The sequence below is a fragment of the Pseudomonas sp. M2(2023) genome (assembly GCF_030263955.1).
Classification (GTDB): domain Bacteria; phylum Pseudomonadota; class Gammaproteobacteria; order Pseudomonadales; family Pseudomonadaceae; genus Aquipseudomonas; species Aquipseudomonas asiatica.
Window position 1 is genome coordinate 5,612,855 of sequence record NZ_CP127114.1, and the last position, 20,741, is coordinate 5,633,595.

Annotated in this window: 17 protein-coding genes; 10 read left to right on the plus strand and 7 right to left on the minus strand. The window is 55.7% G+C overall.

The annotated features are described in order from the left end of the window. Positions 1 to 148: 148 nt before the first annotated feature. Complete coding sequence (locus QN085_RS25645) at positions 149 to 1,492, minus strand: OprD family porin (RefSeq protein WP_003253422.1); 1,344 nt, start codon at positions 1,490 to 1,492, stop codon at positions 149 to 151. 404 nt (positions 1,493 to 1,896) lie between these two features. Between QN085_RS25645 and QN085_RS25650 the strand changes: the two genes are divergently transcribed. The 5 genes from QN085_RS25650 to QN085_RS25670 all read left to right on the plus strand — a co-directional run bounded on the left by QN085_RS25650 (position 1,897) and on the right by QN085_RS25670 (position 10,359). Next, positions 1,897 to 3,168 (plus strand): TolC family protein, encoded by a 1,272-nt coding sequence (locus QN085_RS25650; protein WP_133164861.1) that lies wholly within the window; start codon positions 1,897 to 1,899, stop codon positions 3,166 to 3,168. 68 nt (positions 3,169 to 3,236) lie between these two features. Beyond that, positions 3,237 to 4,487 carry an efflux RND transporter periplasmic adaptor subunit gene (locus QN085_RS25655; protein WP_104833687.1) on the plus strand — a complete coding sequence of 417 codons (1,251 nt, stop codon included), beginning with the start codon at positions 3,237 to 3,239 and terminating at the stop codon, positions 4,485 to 4,487. Between the two features lie 24 nt (positions 4,488 to 4,511). Further along, complete coding sequence (locus QN085_RS25660; protein ID WP_104833688.1) at positions 4,512 to 7,673, plus strand: CusA/CzcA family heavy metal efflux RND transporter; 3,162 nt, start codon at positions 4,512 to 4,514, stop codon at positions 7,671 to 7,673. 162 nt (positions 7,674 to 7,835) lie between these two features. After that, on the plus strand, positions 7,836 to 8,159 hold the full coding sequence (locus tag QN085_RS25665) for a DUF2790 domain-containing protein (RefSeq protein WP_104833689.1): 324 nt from the start codon (positions 7,836 to 7,838) through the stop codon (positions 8,157 to 8,159). A gap of 202 nt (positions 8,160 to 8,361) precedes the next feature. Next, entirely contained in the window at positions 8,362 to 10,359 is a 1,998-nt protein-coding gene (locus QN085_RS25670) for a heavy metal translocating P-type ATPase (protein ID WP_104833690.1), read from the plus strand. A gap of 75 nt (positions 10,360 to 10,434) precedes the next feature. Here the strand turns inward: QN085_RS25670 and QN085_RS25675 are convergent, their stop codons facing one another. Further along, positions 10,435 to 11,742: an OprO/OprP family phosphate-selective porin gene (locus QN085_RS25675; RefSeq protein WP_104833691.1), complete on the minus strand. Its 1,308-nt coding sequence runs from the start codon at positions 11,740 to 11,742 to the stop codon at positions 10,435 to 10,437. 210 nt (positions 11,743 to 11,952) lie between these two features. After that, complete coding sequence (locus QN085_RS25680; RefSeq protein ID WP_104835401.1) at positions 11,953 to 12,921, minus strand: LysR substrate-binding domain-containing protein; 969 nt, start codon at positions 12,919 to 12,921, stop codon at positions 11,953 to 11,955. Between the two features lie 257 nt (positions 12,922 to 13,178). Between QN085_RS25680 and QN085_RS25685 the strand changes: the two genes are divergently transcribed. The 3 genes from QN085_RS25685 to QN085_RS25695 are packed head-to-tail and all read left to right on the plus strand — an operon-like array spanning position 13,179 to position 15,995. Continuing rightward, positions 13,179 to 13,598, plus strand: coding sequence for a GtrA family protein (locus QN085_RS25685; RefSeq protein ID WP_104833692.1), 420 nt, complete (start codon positions 13,179 to 13,181; stop codon positions 13,596 to 13,598). Further along, the gene (locus QN085_RS25690) at positions 13,564 to 14,547 is read left to right on the plus strand and encodes a glycosyltransferase family 2 protein (protein ID WP_104833693.1); all 984 of its coding nucleotides are present in this window, start codon (positions 13,564 to 13,566) and stop codon (positions 14,545 to 14,547) included. Before QN085_RS25685 ends, QN085_RS25690 begins: the two co-directional genes overlap by 35 nt. Continuing rightward, on the plus strand, positions 14,541 to 15,995 hold the full coding sequence (locus QN085_RS25695) for an ArnT family glycosyltransferase (RefSeq protein ID WP_104833694.1): 1,455 nt from the start codon (positions 14,541 to 14,543) through the stop codon (positions 15,993 to 15,995). Before QN085_RS25690 ends, QN085_RS25695 begins: the two co-directional genes overlap by 7 nt. A gap of 82 nt (positions 15,996 to 16,077) precedes the next feature. Here the strand turns inward: QN085_RS25695 and QN085_RS25700 are convergent, their stop codons facing one another. After that, a complete protein-coding gene (locus QN085_RS25700) occupies positions 16,078 to 16,299 on the minus strand; it encodes a hypothetical protein (protein ID WP_003253450.1) in 222 nt (73 codons plus the stop codon). A 266-nt stretch (positions 16,300 to 16,565) separates the two neighbouring features. Here QN085_RS25700 and QN085_RS25705 point away from each other — a divergent pair, with 266 nt between their 5' ends. After that, the gene (locus QN085_RS25705; protein WP_104833695.1) at positions 16,566 to 17,153 is read left to right on the plus strand and encodes a hypothetical protein; all 588 of its coding nucleotides are present in this window, start codon (positions 16,566 to 16,568) and stop codon (positions 17,151 to 17,153) included. Positions 17,154 to 17,210: 57 nt separating this feature from the next. Here the strand turns inward: QN085_RS25705 and QN085_RS25710 are convergent, their stop codons facing one another. Both QN085_RS25710 and QN085_RS25715 read right to left on the minus strand, forming a co-directional pair. After that, positions 17,211 to 18,629 carry a heavy metal sensor histidine kinase gene (locus tag QN085_RS25710; RefSeq protein ID WP_104833696.1) on the minus strand — a complete coding sequence of 473 codons (1,419 nt, stop codon included), beginning with the start codon at positions 18,627 to 18,629 and terminating at the stop codon, positions 17,211 to 17,213. After that, entirely contained in the window at positions 18,626 to 19,300 is a 675-nt protein-coding gene (locus QN085_RS25715) for a heavy metal response regulator transcription factor (protein WP_003253457.1), read from the minus strand. The genes QN085_RS25710 and QN085_RS25715 overlap by 4 nt, the downstream gene beginning before the upstream one ends. 687 nt (positions 19,301 to 19,987) lie before the next feature. On the opposite strand from QN085_RS25715, the gene QN085_RS25720 reads away from it, so the two are divergent. Then, positions 19,988 to 20,314, plus strand: a complete 327-nt coding sequence (locus tag QN085_RS25720) for a DUF2790 domain-containing protein (RefSeq protein ID WP_004577661.1) — start codon at positions 19,988 to 19,990, stop codon at positions 20,312 to 20,314. A 32-nt stretch (positions 20,315 to 20,346) separates the two neighbouring features. On the opposite strand, the gene QN085_RS25725 is transcribed toward QN085_RS25720, so the two are convergent. Next, complete coding sequence (locus QN085_RS25725) at positions 20,347 to 20,697, minus strand: DUF3147 family protein (protein WP_104833699.1); 351 nt, start codon at positions 20,695 to 20,697, stop codon at positions 20,347 to 20,349. Positions 20,698 to 20,741 lie beyond the last annotated feature (44 nt).

Here is a 20,741-nt window from a genome sequence, read left to right on the forward strand (position 1 = left end):
CTACTTGAATTCTAGGCAAAAAAAAGGCGCCCAATGGGCGCCAAATATCCACCTTTTACCAAAGGAGCACTTAAGCCACTCAAGGTGAATGCGTAATGCTCGTTTTACTAACAGGACCAGTCAATGGATAACTGGCCCAGTTAGCGAATTACAGAATCGAAAGCGGGTACTCGATGATTACACGAGTTTCATCCAGATCCGATTCGAAAGCAGTGGCACGCGTGGTTGCCTGGCGCAACCGGAAGGACAGATCTTTTGCCGGACCGGTTTGGACAACGTATTTGACTTCGACGTCACGCTCCCAACGCTTCTGATTGTCGAGCGGGTTGCCGTTGTCGTCGGTGCGCATGTAGAACTGGTTAGCGTTCGAGTAATCCGCGCCCGAGCCTCTGGCGTAGCGGGTCATGAACGTCAGGCCTGGAATGCCGTAGCTGGTGAAGTTCAGGTCATAGCGCAGCATCCAGGAACGCTCTTTCGGCGAGTTGAAGTCGCTGTACTGGATGGAGTTGTCGACGAAAATCGAGTCCGACTGACGCAGGTAGTCGAAATCGTCGTCGCCGTTGTTGCGCTGATGCGACAGGGCCAGGGTGTGGGCACCGTAACGCACACCGACCTTGGCACTCCAGATGTTGTTGTCGAATTCACCCAGGCGCTTCTTACCTTCATCTACGGCTTTGTAGTAGTTGAAGCCACCGATCAGCGCCAGATCGTCGCTCAGCGGGTAAACCACGCTTGTGCCGGCGTAGTACTGATTCCAGACGTCTTTCAGCTGGCTGGCGTAGACGCTCACAGTCCAGTTGTCGTTGATCGAGTAGTCACCGCCACCGTAACCGATCCATGGCGAGTTGACCGGGCCGCCGTAGAACGTCACGAAGTTGTCGTTCAGGTTGCTTGAGACCGGCTGGCTCATCGCATGCAGACGACCACCCTGGAGGGTAAGGCCCTGGATGCTGGTGTTCTCAACGGTCACACCGCGGAAACTCTCTGGCAGCAAGCGAGAGTCACCCGATGCGACGACCGGGGTCGATGGGAAAACATCACCCACTTTCACGATGGTATCGAACAAGCGGACTTTGGCTGCGCCGCCGACCTTGGTGTATTCGTCGCGAGCTTCACCCTTGTTATCAACGGGCAGCACGTCGAAGGAGCTACGGCCGCCGTTGCGCCCATCACCGGTGTCGAGCTTGAGGCCGATCATGGCAAAGGCATCAACGCCAAAGCCAACGGTACCTTGGGTAAACCCGGAGTTGAATTTGCTGATGATCGCGTGCGCCCAGGCTTCGGAGTAGCCGTTCGTATTGCCCTTGCCACTGTTGTAAGTGGGGGCGGTGCTGTCGCGGTTATCACGGTTGAAGTAGAAGTTACGGTTCAACACTGTAAGGCTGCTGCCTTCAATGAAGCCTTCTGGCTTGTCTTCAGCTTGTGCCGAAATAGCATAGCTTCCAGACAGCGCAGAAACTGCCGCCAAATACAGTGGTACTTTGATTTTCATCCGATGCTCCTTTGATTCACGGCAGTTTTTATTATGTTTACCGGTGCGGGTGTCGTTAGTTGTTCTGACCCGGCGGCGCGCCTAGCGTAGCGCGAGCTCATATTTGCAGGCCGAAGATAACGGGAGGGTGATAGGACAATTACAATTTCGTCATCTACCTGTTATTCGGCACCTTCGCACCGCGTGTTTGCCATCTCCGTTGCTTGTATCGAAATCATCGTGTCGGGTTGGGTTTCCCAGTATTTACGGGCATTACAGAGCTTTCTTACGAAATTGTAATTTTCTAGCCACTCCTCTGATAGCTACCGCTCATTAGAGTGCCATCACCTAATCAAGTGGGGCTTGGCAGCTGTTTCGGCGTTCTCGCCAAGCTTTATCGAAGTTTGTGCACGAGGACCATCAAAGTGCCCCGGTATAACCGCAATGTCTTACCCAAGACCCCCGTCTCGCCCTGGAAGATCGCTGCACTCTGTGCAGTCATCTCTGGATTGATGGCACCTGCAGCTCTTGCCCAAAGCATCAGCTTGCCCCAGGCGCTTTCGACGGCCATGGATGCCAACCCAGACCTGGCCGCAGCCAGGCAAGAAATTGGGATCGCTGATGGTGCTCGCAAGCAGGCCGGGCTTATCCCCAACCCCACAATCTCGTATGACGTGGAAGACACCCGTCGTAATACCAGCCAGACGACTGTCTCTCTCAGCCAGACCCTTGAGCTGGGCGGTAAGCGGGGGGCTCGTGTTGACGTCGCCACATACGGGCAGACCGCCGCACAGCTTGAGTTAGACCGTCGCGTTAACGGCCTGCGTGCAGACGTCGTCCAAGCCTTTTATGCCGCGTTGCGAGCCCAGACAGGTCTCGACCTGGCCAAGCAATCTCTCGAATTGACTGAACGCGGTCTTCGCATCGTCGATGGCCGTGTTCGCGCAGGTAAATCGTCCCCAGTGGAGGCGACCCGCGCTCAAGTGCAACTGGCCGAAGCCCAGCTGCAAGTTCGACGTGCCGAAACGGAAAAAGCGACCGCTTACCAACAGCTCGCTCAAATTACCGGGAGCTCAGTCACCGTGTTTGATCGACTCGAATCGCCAACCCTCTCCCCGGGTTTGCCGCCTCGCACTGAAGATCTGCTGGCAAAGCTCGATCAGACCGCAGAAATGCGCCAAGCCGTGGTGCAGATTGATAAAAGCGACGCCTCGCTCGGCTCAGAGAAAGCCCAGCGCATTCCAAACCTTACTGTCAGCGTAGGTAGCCAGTACGACCGCTCTGTGCGCGAGCGGGTCAACACTGTGGGCCTGTCCATGCCGTTGCCGCTGTTCGATCGTAACCAAGGCAACATTCTTTCCGCTTCTCGTCGTGCAGATCAGGCCCGAGACCAGCGCAATGCTGTGGAGCTGCGTCTGCGCACCGAAACCCAAACCGCGTTGAACCAGTGGTCCACCGCCATGCAGGAGGTCGAGTCCTACGACAAGACCATTCTGCCATCAGCCCAACAAGCCGTAGAGACCGCAACCCGCGGCTTCGAGATGGGCAAATTTGGCTTCATCGAAGTGCTGGATGCCCAGCGCACCTTGATCGTCGCTCGTGGCCAATACCTCGAATCGTTGGCAGCGGCGACCAATGCGCGTGCGCAGGTGGAAAGGGTTTATGGCGAAGTCGGCTCAACTGCCGGCGCTCGCTGAACGGGCCAAACATTTTCTTCGGCACCCAGCCTTGAACAAGCCGGTGCCTACGATCAGCAGGAGTAGCAATGGATAACAAACGCAAGATCGCCCTCGCGGTAGCCGCTGTGGCAGCCCTCGGATTTGGCAGCCTTGCCTGGAACAACAGTTCCGGGCAACAGGCCGCCAGCACCGCCGAGCACGGCGCTAACGACGGTCATGGCGACGAAAAGAAAGCCGCATCTGCCGCTAAAGAGAAGGGGGATGAGGGTCATGGAGAAGAAGGTCATAGCGAAGAGGGCGGTGAAGAGGAGGGCAAGCTGACGCTCAGCGCTGAACAGATCAAGGCCGCCGGTGTTGCCCTGGAAGCTGCAGCGCCTCGTGACCTCGGTACCGTTGTGAGCTTCCCGGGCGAAATTCGCTTCGACGAAGATCGTACTGCCCATGTGGTTCCTCGTGTTCCTGGCGTTGTTGAGGCTGTCCAGGCCAACCTGGGCGAGACGGTCAAGAAAGGGCAAGTCCTCGCGGTAATCGCCAGCCAGCAGATCTCTGACCTGCGCAGCGAACAACAGGCCGCACAGCGTCGCGTCGAACTGGCGCGTGTGACCTTCGAGCGTGAGAAGCAACTGTGGCAGGACAAGATCTCTGCAGAGCAAGACTACCTCCAAGCACGCCAAGCTCTGCAAGAGGCGGATATCTCCTTGGCCAACGCCAAGCAGAAGGTCGGCGCAATCGGTGCCTCAGTTAACTCCGTTGGCGGTAATCGTTACGAGCTCCGCGCTCCCTTCGACGCCGTGGTAGTGGAGAAACACCTGACCGTTGGCGAAGTCGTCAGCGAGGCGACCAACGCCTTCATCCTTTCCGACCTGAATCAGGTCTGGGCAACCTTCGCAGTTCCGCCGACAGATCTGGGCAAGGTCACGACTGGCCGTGCAGTGAAAGTCTCTTCGCCTGACATGAACGTCCAGGTCGAAGGGAAGGTGGGTTATGTCGGCAGCCTGCTGGGCGAGCAAAACCGTGCAGCCACTGTGCGCGTCACCTTGACCAACCCTAACGGCGCCTGGCGTCCAGGCCTGTTCGTAAACATTGCGGTCACCTCCCAGACTGATCGAGTTGCCGTAGCGGTCCCTGAGCACGCCGTGCAGACCGTTGAAGACAAGCCCTCGGTATTCGTACGCACCCCAGAAGGTTTTGACACCCGCCCAGTAAAACTGGGTCGCCGCGACAATGGGTACGTGGAAATCATCGACGGTATTGAAGCCGGCGCCCAGGTAGCAACCAGTGGCAGCTTCACACTCAAGTCCGAGCTCGGCAAAGCTTCTGCCGAACACGGTCACTGATGCGAACTGACAGGATGATTTCTCATGTTTGAACGTATCATCAGATTCGCCATCGAGCAGCGCATCGTAGTAATGATCGCTGTTCTGATCATGGCGGGTATCGGTATCTACAGCTATCAAAAGCTGCCCATCGATGCGGTACCCGATATCACCAACGTCCAGGTACAGATCAACACTGCAGCGCCTGGTTATTCGCCCTTGGAAACCGAACAACGGATCACGTTTCCAGTTGAAACGGCCATGGCCGGTCTCCCGGGCCTTCAGCAGACCCGTTCCCTGTCTCGCTCTGGCCTGTCTCAGGTCACCGTGATCTTCAAGGATGGCACTGACATCTTCTTTGCCCGCCAGTTGATCAACGAGCGGCTACAGGTTGCGAAGGAACAGCTGCCAGAAGGTGTAGAGGCCGTCATGGGTCCGGTATCTACCGGCCTCGGCGAGATCTTCCTGTGGACTGTTGAAGCCGAAGATGGCGCGGTCAAAGAGGACGGTACGCCGTACACCCCGACCGACCTGCGCGTGATCCAGGACTGGATCATCAAGCCTCAGCTGCGCAATGTCCCGGGTGTGGCCGAGATCAATACCATCGGCGGTTATGCCAAGCAGTTCCTGGTTGCGCCGGATCCAAAGCGCCTGGCTACCTACAAGCTGACACTCAATGACCTGGTCGCAGCGTTGGAAAGTAACAACGCCAACGTCGGCGCCGGCTACATCGAGCGTAATGGTGAGCAGTTGCTCATCCGTGCGCCGGGCCAGGTAGGCAACATCGAAGACATCGCCAACATCGTGATCACCAGTGTGGACGGTGCACCGATTCGCATCAGCAGCGTTGCTGATGTCAGCATCGGTAAAGAGCTCCGTACAGGCGCTGCTACTGAGAACGGCCGCGAAGTCGTGCTCGGTACCGTGTTCATGCTGATTGGTGAAAACAGCCGTACCGTATCTCAAGCTGTCGCCGCCAAACTGGCGGACATCAACCGCACCCTGCCAAAGGGCGTGGTGGCCGTGACCGTTTATGACCGTACCAACCTGGTTGAAAAAGCCATCGCGACGGTGAAGAAGAACCTAGTAGAAGGCGCGGTTCTGGTAATCGCCATTCTGTTCCTGTTCCTCGGCAACATTCGTGCGGCTCTGATCACCGCGATGGTGATTCCGCTGTCCATGCTGTTCACCTTCACAGGCATGTTCAACAACAAGGTCAGTGCCAACTTAATGAGTTTGGGGGCACTCGACTTCGGCATCATCGTCGACGGTGCCGTGGTTATTGTAGAAAACGCGATCCGTCGACTGGCTCATGCGCAGCATAAGCATGGCCGCATGCTCACCAAAACCGAACGCTTCCACGAGGTCTTTGCTGCGGCGCGAGAAGCTCGCCGGCCGCTGATCTTCGGTCAGCTGATCATCATGGTGGTGTACCTGCCGATCTTCGCCCTCACCGGCGTCGAAGGCAAAATGTTCCACCCGATGGCCTTTACCGTTGTGATGGCGCTGCTGGGTGCAATGGTCCTGTCCGTTACCTTTGTTCCTGCAGCTATTGCCATGTTCGTCACTGGCAAGGTGAAGGAAGAGGAAGGCGTGGTCATGCGCACAGCTCGACTGCGCTATGAGCCGGTTCTTCAATGGGTGCTGGGACACCGGAACATCGCTTTCTCGGCCGCAATAGCCTTGGTCGTGCTGAGCGGTGTACTGGCAAGTCGTATGGGTAGCGAGTTCATCCCAAGCCTCAGTGAGGGCGACTTTGCGCTTCAGGCCATGCGTGTGCCTGGAACGAGCCTCACTCAGTCCGTCGAGATGCAGCAGCGTCTGGAGAAAACGGTAATAGCGCAGGTGCCTGAAGTTGAACGGATGTTCGCACGCTCGGGTACTGCTGAAATTGCATCTGACCCGATGCCGCCGAACGCCTCCGACGCCTACATCATGCTCAAGCCTCAGGATCAGTGGCCTAACCCCAAGAAGCCACGCGATGAGCTGATTGCTGAGGTGCAGAAGGCCGCTGCGGGAGTTCCAGGAAGCAACTATGAGCTTTCGCAGCCAATCCAGCTGCGTTTCAACGAGCTGATTTCGGGCGTACGTAGTGACGTTGCTGTGAAGGTCTTCGGCGATGACATGGACGTGCTTAACAACACGGCCAACAAGATCGCTGCAGCGCTCAAAGCGGTACCGGGCTCGTCGGAAGTGAAAGTTGAACAGACATCCGGCCTGCCGGTGCTGACTATCAACATCGACCGCGAAAAAGCAGCACGCTACGGCCTGAATATCGCGGATGTTCAGAACTCGATCGCTATCGCCGTGGGTGGCCGCCAAGCCGGCACGCTGTATGAGGGCGACCGCCGATTTGACATGGTTGTGCGCCTGCCAGAGACCGTCCGCACCGACGTAGCGGGTATGTCCAGCTTGCTCATCCCGGTACCTGCCAATGCGGCTCAGGGTGCCAATCAGATCGGCTTCATCCCGCTGTCCCAGGTCGCTAATCTGGACCTGCAACTGGGCCCGAACCAAATCAGCCGCGAAAACGGCAAACGTCTGGTCATCGTTAGTGCCAACGTTCGAGGCCGCGACCTGGGGTCCTTCGTCCAGGAGGCGACCGCTTCGCTGGATAAGAAGGTGCAAATCCCTGCGGGCTACTGGACGACCTGGGGTGGCCAGTTCGAGCAGCTGCAATCGGCAGCCAAACGCCTGCAGATCGTTGTTCCAGTCGCCTTGCTGCTGGTCATGACCTTGTTGTTCCTGATGTTCAACAACCTGAAGGACGGCATGCTGGTCTTCACCGGTATTCCATTCGCACTCACCGGTGGTGTCGTCGCGCTCTGGCTGCGGGATATCCCACTGTCGATCTCGGCAGGTGTTGGCTTCATCGCATTGTCCGGTGTTGCAGTACTGAACGGCCTGGTGATGATTGCCTTCATCCGCGGGCTAAGGGAGGAGGGACGAACGCTCAGGCAGGCAGTCGATGAAGGCGCATTGACCCGTCTGCGGCCTGTTCTGATGACAGCCTTGGTAGCGTCCCTGGGCTTCATCCCGATGGCTTTGGCTACCGGTACCGGTGCAGAAGTTCAGCGGCCACTGGCAACGGTGGTGATTGGCGGGATCCTGTCCTCCACCGCACTGACCTTGCTGGTATTGCCTGCCCTGTATCACTGGGCACACCGCAAGGATGAAGACGGCGACGAGGCCGAAGTGGTTAGCTAACAGCCTCCGCTAAAGAGAAGTCCACAACACGTGTTGTGGGCTTTTTTGTTTAAAGTGAAGTAGATGCACTTACCTTTCAAAATTGTAAGTTTCTCGTCATGCCGGTGATGCCTATGCATTGCTAAGGTTACGCCCGAGAAGTTTTGAATTTGAGAGGGTTTTATGAAAAAGCTAATTATCGCTGCTGCACTTGTTGTTTTTTCGGTGGCTTCACAGGCGAACACTTTTTCCGAAAGCAAGCAGCTGCAATACACCAAGGAACACCAGGCCGCAGTGGCCAAATACGCGGAGAAAAATGGCAAGCCAATGCCAGAGATTCAGGATTACAAATATGGCATGAAGATCGACGTTGCTAAGTTCGTACGTCAGTCGCAGGACCCCCGTACCTGCCAGGTCTACCCGCGGTTGATGACCTTTGAGGACTCCCAGGGCACGCTCAAGACTGTTCGTTACTCGATGTATTCGCAATGCATCAACAACAAGTAGTAAATGATTTGAACAGTACAATTAGAGATTTCGTAAATGCCAGGCAGTGCCTGGCATTTTTTATTACGCCCGTTGCCTCCATAGGTTCAAAATTTTAGCGCCTGGGCCGGGCAAACCGTGCAATAGATCTTAGCCAACCAACAGAGACGGCTCCCCAACTGCAGAGGGCAATTGGAAGCCTTGACCCCAGAAGGGACGAGTTATGAAGAGTTTGCTTGAACGCCCTGATGACCAAGCTGGGCATGAAGGTCATAGCCATGAGCATGGCGGCATTTTTGGCATGAACACCGAGCTGATTTTCGCGCTGATCTGTGGTGCTCTCCTGGGTGCCGGAGCCCTCGCAGGAAAACTTGGGCTGACCGATCGACTGCCCCTAATTCTGTACGTGTCGGCCTACGTGTTCGGCGGATGGTTCACCACTAAGGAAGCGATCAGCAACATCCGCCAGAAACGCTTCGAGATCGACTCGCTGATGCTTCTCGCCGCAGCCGGTGCCGCAAGCATTGGCGCCTGGGCAGAGGGAGCTCTGCTGCTGTTCCTGTTCAGTCTGGGACATTCCCTTGAAAGCTACGCGATGGGGCGGGCCAAGAAAGCGATTGAGGCACTGTCCAAGCTCGCACCAGCCACCGCGATCGTACGCAGAGCAAATGGCACGGTGGAAATGCCCGTGGAGCTGCTGGTTCCCGGTGACGTTGTCATCGTGCGGCCCAATGATCGCCTGCCGGCCGATGGTTTTGTAGTCGTAGGCTCCTCAAGCATCAACCAGGCGCCAGTGACGGGTGAGAGCGTCCCCGTGGACAAGCAGCCTGTCGCTGATGCCGAACTCGCACGCAGCAAACCAGATGCCGTGGAGGCTACCTCGAAAGTCTTCGCCGGTACTATCAATGGCGAAACGCTCATCGAGGTTGAGGTAACACGGCGCTCCACGGAAAGTACCTTGGCGCGGGTCATCAAGATGGTCAGTGAAGCCGAAGTGAGGAAGTCACCGACCCAGCGATTCACGGACCGATTCCAACGCATATTCGTCCCGTTGGTTTTGCTGCTGGTAGTCGGGCTGCTATTTGCCGGCATTTTCCTTGACGAGCCGTTTCGTGACTCGTTCTACCGGGCGATGGCCGTACTGGTTGCAGCCAGCCCCTGCGCGCTCGCGATCGCTACACCAAGCGCCATTCTCTCTGGCATCGCCAGGGCAGCCCGAGGTGGCGTGCTGATCAAGGGCGGTGCGCCACTTGAAGAGCTTGGCTCCTTGAATGCCATGGCATTCGACAAGACCGGTACCCTGACCGAAGGGCGCCCACGTATTACCGATGTAATACCCATAGGCGGCACGCAGATCGAGGATCTGCTAAACGTCGCCATCGCTGTGGAGTCGATGAGCGACCACCCGCTGGCTGCGGCAATTGTGCGTGACGGTGAAGAGATGATTGGCACACGGCGCCGATTCCAAGCCATGAACATGAGCAACATGATTGGCCGCGGCGTGCGTGCTGAGCTTGATGGGCAGTTCGTATGGATTGGCAAGGTCGAGATGTTCGGTACCAATGGTATTCCCGCACTCAGCAAGGCAGCCCTGGAGGCTGCGGAGCGTCTACGTCAGTCGGGCCGCACAACCATGGTGGTACGTCGTGCTGACAAGGATCTGGGCGCTATCGGGCTGTTGGACACACCCCGTGAGGGGGCCAAACAGGCACTCCAGACGCTTAGAGAGATGGGCATCGACCGCATGGTCATGATTTCTGGAGACCACAACCGTGTTGCAGAGGCTGTAGCCAAACAAGTTGGCTTAGATGAGGCGTGGGGAGACCTGATGCCGGAGGACAAGGTCAAGGCCATCAAGAACCTGCGCCTTAGCGCCAAGGTGGCCATGGTGGGTGACGGCGTGAATGATGCCCCTGCGATGGCCAATTCGAGCGTTGGCATCGCAATGGGGGCTGCCGGATCTGATGTCGCCCTGGAAACGGCTGATATCGCGCTCATGGCTGACGACATCAGGCAACTCCCTTTTGCGGTGGGGCTGAGCCGTCACACGCGGTCGATCATCCGCCAGAACCTGTTCGTCAGCTTGGGGATTGTGGCCATCCTGGTTCCGTCAACCATCATGGGCTTGAGCATTGGTGCCGCTGTTGCGATCCATGAGGGCTCCACACTGTTGGTGGTCTTCAACGCCTTGCGCCTGTTGGCCTACCGCAAAGACGCGTGATCACTCATTTGATTGGGCCAAAAAAAATCGGGGGCGCAAAAGGCGCCCCCGATTTTTTCGTCCGCTAGTGAGTGATCAGAAGACGTATTGCAGGCGGGTCACGATGGCATTGCCGCTGTCGTCGCCCACAGTGTTCTCGTTATTGTCGGTGCGCACGTTGATGTAGTTGGCACTGAGTTTTACTGCCTCGTTGACGTACCAGTTCACACCAACAGTGTGGCTCTTAGCCTTGCGCTCGTTCGACTGGTCCGCCGCGGTGACCAGGTTGCCGTCTTCGACCTTAATGTCGTCAAAGCGGTAGAAGACTTCCCAGGCACCCAGTTCCTTGTTCTCTGGTTTGATAGTGTCGAACTTGGCACCATCGAGCTTGTAGATACGCGGCTCGCCGGTCAGGGTGTAAGCCATCTGGGCGTAGTAACCGGAGGCCTTCATGTCGTTGTTGGCCTGGTCAGCTTTCAGCTTGCGGCGAAGGTATTCCGCTTGCACCGAGAACGGGCCGGTGGCCCAGGCACCTTCGAGACCCCAGACCGAATCGTCCTTCCACAGGCCCTCTTGTGCGGCGGCACCGCCAAACAGCATGCGGTTGCCGTTGGTGCCGGCATCGCCGCCGCCATTGGTATCTACACCGCGAACGCCCAGACGCGAACGAATCCGGGTATCGACCGCACTGTTTTTGAGGTCGCGGTAGGCGTACTGAGCACCGACGTGCAGGACGTTGCCATCACTGTGCAGCGGTGCGAACACGCCACGTACGTTGTAGCGCTTGGTGCTGTCGCCATCCGAGTTGTTGTTGGTTTCGCTGAAAACGCTACCGGATACATAGGCCATGTCGGCGATGGTGCTGGTGGCCTGCACACCCATACCGGCGTTGTCGTTGATCCACTCTGCCAGATCATAGGAGAGATTTCGCTCCATCCCGGTGATCCACTTCGAGCTGGTAGCTTTCTCTAAACCGAAGTCGGTGTAGAAGCGGCCAAAGCGCAGTTGAACCGGCTTGAAACCGGTGTAGGTCAGGCTGGCTTCGTCGAAGTAGCCGTCGGAGTCGTTGCCCGTGTTGCGGGAAAGGTCGTAGTTGAGCTGATACTTCCAGTCGCGGTACAGCACGCCCCCGAGCTCAAGGTAGGCGCGACGGAAGTAGCCGGCGTCAGCGGTATCGCCATTCTTGGTGAAGACACCATCGAACCGGCCGTAATCGGCCTGAACTCGGCCGCCCAGTTTGAAACTGAATTCCTTGTCAGAAGTCGATACTTCAAGACCGCCCTTGGTCTTCAGAACGATGTCAGCTCCGTCAGTGGTTACTGTTCCGGAGAATGCTTGCGAGGAAAATGTGCCTATTATTGCGGCAGCCAACAGCTTTTCCCGCATGTTCGAAGAACGGATCATTGCTTGCCTCTCGTATGTTAAGTGCTTAGGTACCGACGTTGTGTTTCGCCCTGCGCCGGCCTAAATTGATCTTGCAGATGGGAGCAGGCCACGGTTGTCACCTGCTGTAACAAGATGCCTTTGTTCTAAGCACTCTGACTAGATTGCAAGCGAATATGACAGTTGTGTTTCTGAAGTGTTAACGGGAGAGTTTCAAACCTAACAAAACTGTTACCGAACAAGCCAGTCCTTCTTATCAAAGAAGCTCTTCTTGATCAATCTTCGAATTTCCAAAACCTGCGGATTACGTATCAGTTTCGATTTGATAACAAGATAGACATCTTTCTCCTCCAGGTCGTCCAAGAAACCCGGCACGGGTAGGATATTTCTCTCCAATTTTCGGCTGTAGTCGGGCAGCACTCCAATACACGCACCACCAACGACAAGGCCTCGTGATAGGTTGTAGCTCTTGACCCGAGTGGTACCGCCCTGATGCTCAGCCATTATCGATGCCCACTTTCGTGAGCCCGCCAAGATCTCTTCATCCCAAGGGACAACGAGCATAAAGTTGTGCAAGTCCAAGCTCTCTACTGGAAGGGTGACGCTCCTTGAGTAGCGGCTGGAAATGAACAGCGCGTGCCCAATCCGGCCGAGCCGTTCAAACCTATACGTAGGATGGCGATCAAACGCGCACTCATCATCTGGGCTCACGAAAGCGATACCCACATCGACTTCACACTCAGAAAGCATCTGCGCTGTGCACTCTGAATGGATTTCCAGCTGCATTTCGGCATGATCGCGCACGTAGGCGACTAGATCGCGGTTCACGATGTCGCTCAGTACTGGCTCTGTGATCGCGATGGTAAGCCTCGGGACCTCCTTTTCACCGGACTTTCCCAGGCCTTCAGGGCCGAAGAGTTGGCACAGGTACTGGCTGACCCTCTCGCCTGTCCGGGTCAGAGCAAGTTTGTTGTGCTTGTAGACAAACACGGGAGCACCAATGTGCTCTTCCAGTTTCTCCAAGCGTTTGCGAAGGCCTACCACTGGCACATTGAGCCCTCGGGCCGCCTGTTTGAAACTGGCACAACGTGCTGTTGCGAAAAACTCTACGGCCAGCTGATCATCAATTGGCAGATCATCCAATATGTCAGGACTGTAAGGAACAACGCTGCTTGTATATGTTTCATTTTGTGTAACCATTCGATCCCCCTTCATTCGGGGAATCTAGCTCAATGTCGTCTGACATTTCCTTATCTTGACAACATTGTAATGCACAGGTCATGCGTGCGTTATTGGCAGGCCTTTATTTCAAAAGCGTAATCCTCAGGCAATCCCTTTGATATTGTAGCGTGCTAGCCTAGCGCGCCAACTCATTACTTATCATATATAGATTCGGCTAATTACGCATTTACATTTAGTTCACTATTTTTTCACCTTTGCCTCCATAGGCTTTGGGCATGGAAAATCAAAACCCACCTCTTATTACCTTACTAATTCGTTATCTGGGGATCGGCTTCATAGCAACGGGAATCCATTACGTGGTGTTCCTAGTGCTGGTTACGACAGAATTCGCTACTCCGTTGCTGGCCAGTATCTGTGGCGGCATGGTTGGCGCAATCGCAAGCTTTATTGGAAATAGGGCGCTCTGTTTTGTGGCAGATGGCTCTCGTAAGTTTCAGCCTGTCAGGTTTGCACTGGTCGCGTTAGCCACAAACTTCGGCAATGGCGTGGGTATGTGGTTCCTCATCAAGTCGAATCTGTCACCGCTTATCTCCCAAGTCCTAGTGACCTTAAGCCTCAGTGCACTTGGATTCATTGCACATCGTTTTTGGACATTCAATCATGCAGACATTACATCGCTTTCCAGAGCGCCCTGATCCCTTGTTAACCATCGTGGTCCCTTGCTTCCAGGAAGAGGAAACCATCCCCGAGTTCCACCAGCGAATCACCCGCGTGGTTAAGCGCTTACCCGTCTCCTGCGAAATCCTCTATGTCGACGACGGCAGTAGTGACCGGACAGCCGACATTCTTCGCCACTATCAGGATGGGTCATCTGTACGTTGCCTGTCCCTGAGTCGCAACTTCGGCAAAGAGGCTGCACTGAGTGCCGGGATAGATCATGCCCGTGGCAGTGCGCTGATTTTCATTGATGTCGACCTGCAGGATCCACCAGAGCTCATCGCGGCCATGGTGGACTACTGGCAACGCGGCTACGACGTAGTGAACATGCAGCGCAACTTGAGAATCGGTGATTCGTGGTTCAAGCGCATGAGTGCCCGGGCTTACTACTGGGTCATGCAGCGCCTGGTGGAGAAGGTGGACATGCCGGCCGATGTCAGCGATTTCCGATTGATTGGGCCTGCGCCGCTGGCAGCACTGCGGGCGCTGGACGAACGCTCCAGGATTCTCAAAGGCATGATCGGCTGGGTAGGCTTTCGTACCATCGAACTGCCCTACAATCGCACTGTTCGCCATGCCGGGAGCACCAAGTGGAATGCATCTGGTCTGTTCAATCTGGCCATCGAGAGCATCGTCAGCTTCTCTCGCAAACCGCTGCGCATTTTCAGCCTCATCAGTTTCGGACTATTCGTCTCCAGCATCTGCTACATGCTTGCGTCGCTTGTGGCAGGCAGTTTCGACATCCATCACCTGATCGTCGGATTGGCTTCATTCATGTGCGTCGGTGTCGCCATGGTGGGGGAGTACCTGGGCGTGACACTCGCGGAAGTGAAGCGCCGGCCTCTCTATTTCCTGAAGCACAGCAACAAGGTGGATCCCGTGTCACTCCACCCCTCGATGGCTTCGATCGAGGGTAAGAAATGCTGAGCCTGAAGAACGAGAGGACGCTGTGGTGGATCCTGGGTTCGATTTTGCTATTGCGTTTGGTGGGGCTGGGCATCTACCCGCTGATGGACACATCCGAGGCCCGCTACGCTGAAATGGCTCGCAAGATGGTCGAGTTGAATGACTGGATCACGCCCATGTTCGACTACGGGGTACCGTTCTGGGGCAAGCCCCCGTTGTCCTTCTGGACCCAGGCCGCGAGCATGACGGTCTTCGGCGTTAACGAGTTCGCTGCGCGTTTCCCAGCGTGGCTACTACACCTGGCAAGCTGTTTCATCATCATCAAAGTCGGTACGCAGCAGATTTCTCGTAACGCCGGCATCTGGGCTGCCATTATTTTTTCCAGCACCACACTTGGCCTGGTCTCCAGCGGTGTTGTGCTGACTGACCCTGTTTTGTCGTTCTCGATTCTGCTGGCCAGCTACGGTTTCTGGCGTTGGATGAAGTGCGCCAGCAAGGCGGATGCCTACTTGATGTTCGCAGGTCTCGGGCTGGGCTTGCTTGCCAAAGGGCCGCTGACCCTTGTGCTTATGGGGGCGCCGGCATTCGCCTGGTTCGTTATCTACAAGGAATGGGGACGGGTACTGAGGCTTCCCTGGATTAGCGGCCTTGTACTCATGTTCGGTATATCCGTGCCGTGGTATGTCGCAGCCGAGATGAAAACGCCCGGCTTCATGGAGTACTTTTTCGTTGGTGAGCACTGGAGCCGCTACGTCGTCAGTAACTGGGCGGGCGACCTATACGGCAGTGCTCATGCCAAGCCATATGGCACCATTTGGATCCAGCTCGGACTGTCGCTACTGCCATGGGCCTTGTTCCTACCACTGTTGATCCGCAAGCGTGGATCGATGCAGCGCTTCGAAGCCTACCTCTGGCTGTGGGCATTGGCGACACCGGTCTTCTTCACATTTGCAGGCAACATTCTGTGGACCTACCTGCTACCCGCGCTGCCAGCGTGGGCATTGCTGCTGTCTGCACGGGTCAGCGAAGTTGGCCCGAAGACCACCTGGGCTGCCGCTGCGAGCGCATTGGTGTTGCCGATCATCGGTGCGGGCATCATCTACGCCGGGGTACTAGAGGAGCGACCTCAGAATCAGCGAGATGTGGTTCAAGCCTGGCTCAATGTGCAGTCTGCTCATTCCGCTCCCCTGATCTATCCTGGCCGCCGCTCATACTCGTCGGAGTTTTACAGCAGTGGGAAGTCCGAGAACATCAAGGATCCTGCCAAGTGGCCGCGGGATGGCTCGTTCTATCTGTCCAGGCGCTTGCGAGACAGCAAGGATAGTCTGCCCGCTGATCTAGCTTGCACATCGATCACCGAAGCGAACGCCAGCCAGCTCCTGCTGTGCCATTGGAAACGCACCGCACAAGGTGCCGAGGGTCTGGCCGGAGAAAGCAATGCGGAAACGCCTCGCAAGAACGAAGGCTAAATTCAAAGCACAAAAAAGCCAGGCTTTACCCTGGCTTTTTTGTCGATTTCTTTCGTCATTTGAAGTCCTATTTAACCGCCGATTAATTGTCGGCTTGTTCCTTACCATCCTTGCTTTCTTTCTTTTGCTCTTGAGCGACTTGTTGTTTGTTCTGGTCCGAAGAGTCATCGCTCCATAGGCGAGCCTGTTCGGTTCGGAAGTTCTCGTTGAACTGTTTCGCTCGCTCGAAGCCGCCTTCAGCGTAAGCGGTACCCATGAGACCCAGCAGCAGGCTGCCAATAGCGATAGATTTGACAAATTTCATTGTGAACCTCGGTTCATACTAGGCCAACCTGATTAGCGGCCTTTGTTGGTTTGTAGTTTAGGAACGCGAAGCTAACGACAAGGTGAGTCAATAATTACAATTCCGTAATTTTGGCTGCAGATAGGATGCGTTAAATCTTCAAATCTGGAAGGATCATGTCTATCTCGGCACTGTCGAGGGCGACTTCGATTTTTCTCTTAAATTACAATTTTGATATCTAGCGCGTTAATTCAGCGCGGCGTTGTTGGCCGCCCTAGGAGATAGCCATGAATGACATAGAGCCCTGGGCAGTTGCTATCGGTGACTTTCGCCGCTGCACTGAAAAACTCACTGTCCAGCTCGATGAGCTGACCTCGCAGACGCGCACCTCCAGCGCTGTTCTGGAGAGGTCGAACGAACTGGTGGATCAGTTGGACGCTGTCGGCCGGCAGATTCAGGAGGAGGTGCGAAAGGCGGAGAAGGCTTGGTCGAACGCGGAGGAGGTTGCCTTGCGCGCCGCTGCATCAGCGTATTCAGCTGCATGCCGCGGAGTCGACACCGCCATCCAGCCACTGATCTCGGAGCTTACAGCAGCGACAAAGGCGGCGGACGCCTCTATCCAGGAGCTCAAGCGGGCACCGGTGCTGGCCAAGCGTTATGTGATGGTGGTCGCCACGGCGTTCTTCATTCTGGCGCTGATCTGTGTCTACTCGACCATGCGCCTAATCGATGCCGCCGGCAGCGTAAGTGCTCAAGAGAAAGTGAATGCTCAGTACTTCTCACACCTGTGGAAGAACGCCAATCCTGACGAGCAGAAGATTATTAAGTCGGTGATTCTGCGGTCGCCCATGGACCCTGTGGTCCTTCGGCACTGATGCATTGAGGCAAACAAAAGGCCCGTCGATTGACGGGCCTAATCGTGCCTGCGCAATTTAAGCGGCGCTCATTGCCGGCTGCATTTGCTGGGCTGCGGGAAAGTGAAGGTGGAACCAGGTGAAGTTTTCTTCGGTCACCTCCACGCTCGCCGATCCTTGGTGCAGACTCATGATCGACTGCACAATGGCCAAGCCAAGACCGGTACCGCCTTCGCTCCGTGCTCGGCTCTTGTCCACACGGTAGAACCGCTCAAACAAGTGCGCGTGGTGTTCCTTGGCAATACCGCGGCCGGGGTTGCCGACACTCAACGTCGTACCGCTCGCACTATGCTGCACCTTAACGTAGACCGTGCGGCCGCGAGGGCAGTAACGGATCGCGTTCGAGACCAGATTCGAGACGGCACGTTGAACCATCAGGCGATTCCCGCGCACCACGTCATCACTGCCAGAGATCTGCAGCTGAATCTCGCCTTCTTCTGCTGAAATGCTGAAGAGATCGCACACTCGCTGAACCTCGTCGACCAAGGAGACGGGTTCGAACTCCACCATGGATGCTGGATGACTGACCTGGGCCAAGAACAGCATGTCGGAAACCATGCGGCTCATGCGGTCCAGCTCTTCTGTGCACGACTCCAGAACCTCCCGGTACTCGGAAAGCGATCGTTCTCTGGTCAAGGCAACCTGGGCCTTGCCCATCAGGTTGGAAAGCGGTGCTCGAAGTTCGTGAGCAAGGTCGTCAGAAAACTGCGAGAGCTGCTGAACCCCATCATCCAGGCGAGCCAGCATGATGTTGATGCCGTCGGCGAGCTTCTTGAGTTCTGCCGGCATCCCATCAGTCGGAAGACGATGGTCGAGGCTCTCGGTTGAGATCTTTGACGCTACCTTGAGGAATTTGGTCAGAGGCAGCAGGCCTCTGCGCACAGTCCACCAGCCAATGGCCAGGATCAGCGCGAGGATGACAGGGGACATCATCAAGGCCCAGGTCAGCAACGCATCGAGTAACGCCTCACTGGATGACTGGTCCATGGTCATATAGACGCTGACCTCTGTTCCATCGCCCAAGCGCATTATCCGAGAAGCACTCAGCAGAGGACGGTCCTGCGTATCACGCCATTCGTGCTCTTTGGGCTGGGCCGCCGGCTGAAACTTGTGCACCTCCAGATTGACCTGTTTTGAGCCAATCGAGAGCAGGGGAGTCTGGTTCTGTGAGGTATCGAATATGCTCACATACAGGTTGTTGTGGCCCATGACCAAATCGACAAGCTGATGCGCATCCGCGTTGACGCCGGAGATGTCCGGGATGGTGGACAGGTTGTGAGCCATCCCCGCCATCTTTACTTCCAGGTCCGCTCTGGCATTTCTTTCCAGAGCCTTGCCTACCATCATATAGCCGAAGGTGGCGAACAGAAGCAGCAACGCTGCGCTCATCAACCCAACTTTAAACCCCAGCTTTGCAGCCAGGCTGAATGGCCTCATGCGCGTTCCTCAAAAACGTACCCAACGCCACGAAGCGTGTGAATGAGCTTGGTTTCAAACGGGTCATCGATCTTCGAGCGCAAGCGCCGGATGGCTACATCGATGACATTGGTGTCGCAATCGAAATTCATATCCCAAACCAACGAGATGATCTGAGAGCGAGTCAGTGCTTCGCCCGTTCGGCTCATGAGCAGGTGCAAAAGCGCAAATTCCTTGGTGGTGAGATCGATGCGTGTTCCACCGCGGAAAACGCGATGGCGGACGGAGTCGAGTTCTAGGTCGGCAATTTTCAACGAGCTCTTCTCGACTAGCTCATCACCACGGCGTTGCAGCGAACGGATGCGTGCAAGCAGCTCAGGGAATTCGAATGGCTTCACAAGGTAGTCATCCGCGCCGCCGTCCAAGCCCTTGAGCTTGTCATTGATGCGTCCGCGGGCGGTCAGCATGATGATGCGGACCCGGCTGGTCTTGCGGATGGTTTCCAGCAGGTCCCAGCCGTCGATACCCGGGAGGTTCACGTCCAGAAGGACCAACGAATAGACATTAGTGTTGAACAAGTGCAGGGCATCGACACCGTTGTGCACGATATCTACGACATACCCGCTTTCGGATAGGCCCTGCTGAAGATATTCGGCAGTTTTAATTTCGTCTTCCACAACTAGAACGCGCATAACTTATCTCAAGGTGTGAGGAAGGAGTTGGCCTAATCCGCCAAGATTATGGTTGCAGGCTTTTCGAAAGTTTGGCTGAGGGTATGGCATGTGGTAGTCGCTACCTCTGTCCATACGCCGGGTCACCTGAGGACGCTTGAATCTTAACGCGAAGAAGCTGGCCGCGGCGAAATCCTACAAATTTGTAATGTAGCCGCAAGATTTCTGACAGTCATGCAGGCTCCACCCTTGAGCTTAGCGGATTCTGGGGCCTGCAACGGTGTACGACAGCTTCGCCTGACGGGTGGAATCGGCCAGGACAGGCAGTATTTCTGCCGCTAGCTTGCAGGGCTGGTATCGTCCTCGGATCGAGTCGCCAACCAGGCAGTACCCATGAACGCTTGCAAACTGGTGCTCCTTTCCGTGGAATAGCTCACGTGGCGGCTCAGTATTCTCTCGAATAATTATCTTACAATCTATTACATGTCCAAATTGTAATTGCGCGATCATCTTGGTGTTAGCCTCCTTTGCTAGTTTAACGGCAGCGTAAGAGGCATCGCTGCTTTGGAAATTGTCTCATTTCAAAGCAGCTTGGCAAGAGCGACGGGCAGTTGTTCACGCCAGTGCATTCACCTGTAAACCATACGCTCCTTTGGTAGGTGAATTTTAGCGCCCCCCTACGGGCGCTTTTTTATTAAGGGACTTCTTATGAACACTACTGTATCAGCGATCGCCGTGTTTATGCTCTTTACATCACTAACAGCTAATGCCCAAAGCGGTATGGAGATCAATCAGCGCATTGAGCGCTCTGCTAGAGAGGCTACTGCGGATTATGCTCAGCGCGTAAAAAAGCCCATGCCTCAGCTTGAAGACTACGCCTATGGCATGGACCTTGACGTTAGTAAGTTGGTGTATGTATCGCCCAGCGTGCGGTACTGCGGTAACGTGAGAAGCATGATGACCTACGAAGACTCAAAGGGCGAACTACATATGGTTCGCTACTTGGTCAAAGGTGAGTGCATCAATAGTCGTTGAACGGCCCCTGAATTGCAGTCCTGGCTCGTGACTTATAGCAGCTCAATGCCAAATCGACGGAGCAGCAGGGCAAAGCCCCCAAAGCTCACCATGGTGATGACGATACTGCTGATAAGCGTTGGCCAGAATCCCAGTTTGGGCAGCAGCACTGGAAAAGCGATGAACATCGGAAGGGTCGGCAGCACGTACCAGACGGTGTACCAAGCATGATTGGAGATCTTCTCCATGCTCTGGTTCTCCAGGTAAAGCCAGACCAGCGTCAAGACCGTGACCAGCGGCAGGGCGGCGACCAGCCCGCCCAGCTTGTCACTGCGCTTTGCCAGCTCTGATACGAGAATCACTAATCCGGCAGTGAGTAGATACTTCGTGATGATCCAAGCCATCGCTGAACCTTCTGGAGGTTATGGTCGGGGGCAGGCGAAGCCAT

Bases quoted from the DNA above. Each gene is read 5' to 3' on its own strand.
- QN085_RS25685 (WP_104833692.1), top strand. From the start codon at position 13,179: ATGGAAAATCAAAACCCACCTCTTATTACCTTACTAATTCGTTATCTG.
- QN085_RS25725 (WP_104833699.1), bottom strand. From the start codon at position 20,697: ATGGCTTGGATCATCACGAAGTATCTACTCACTGCCGGATTAGTGATT.
- QN085_RS25680 (WP_104835401.1), bottom strand. From the start codon at position 12,921: ATGGTTACACAAAATGAAACATATACAAGCAGCGTTGTTCCTTACAGT.
- QN085_RS25655 (WP_104833687.1), top strand. From the start codon at position 3,237: ATGGATAACAAACGCAAGATCGCCCTCGCGGTAGCCGCTGTGGCAGCC.
- QN085_RS25720 (WP_004577661.1), top strand. From the start codon at position 19,988: ATGAACACTACTGTATCAGCGATCGCCGTGTTTATGCTCTTTACATCA.
- QN085_RS25675 (WP_104833691.1), bottom strand. From the start codon at position 11,742: ATGATCCGTTCTTCGAACATGCGGGAAAAGCTGTTGGCTGCCGCAATA.
- QN085_RS25700 (WP_003253450.1), bottom strand. From the start codon at position 16,299: ATGAAATTTGTCAAATCTATCGCTATTGGCAGCCTGCTGCTGGGTCTC.
- QN085_RS25665 (WP_104833689.1), top strand. From the start codon at position 7,836: ATGAAAAAGCTAATTATCGCTGCTGCACTTGTTGTTTTTTCGGTGGCT.
- QN085_RS25705 (WP_104833695.1), top strand. From the start codon at position 16,566: ATGAATGACATAGAGCCCTGGGCAGTTGCTATCGGTGACTTTCGCCGC.
- QN085_RS25715 (WP_003253457.1), bottom strand. From the start codon at position 19,300: ATGCGCGTTCTAGTTGTGGAAGACGAAATTAAAACTGCCGAATATCTT.
- QN085_RS25645 (WP_003253422.1), bottom strand. From the start codon at position 1,492: ATGAAAATCAAAGTACCACTGTATTTGGCGGCAGTTTCTGCGCTGTCT.
- QN085_RS25710 (WP_104833696.1), bottom strand. From the start codon at position 18,629: ATGAGGCCATTCAGCCTGGCTGCAAAGCTGGGGTTTAAAGTTGGGTTG.
- QN085_RS25690 (WP_104833693.1), top strand. From the start codon at position 13,564: ATGCAGACATTACATCGCTTTCCAGAGCGCCCTGATCCCTTGTTAACC.
- QN085_RS25695 (WP_104833694.1), top strand. From the start codon at position 14,541: ATGCTGAGCCTGAAGAACGAGAGGACGCTGTGGTGGATCCTGGGTTCG.
- QN085_RS25670 (WP_104833690.1), top strand. From the start codon at position 8,362: ATGAAGAGTTTGCTTGAACGCCCTGATGACCAAGCTGGGCATGAAGGT.
- QN085_RS25660 (WP_104833688.1), top strand. From the start codon at position 4,512: ATGTTTGAACGTATCATCAGATTCGCCATCGAGCAGCGCATCGTAGTA.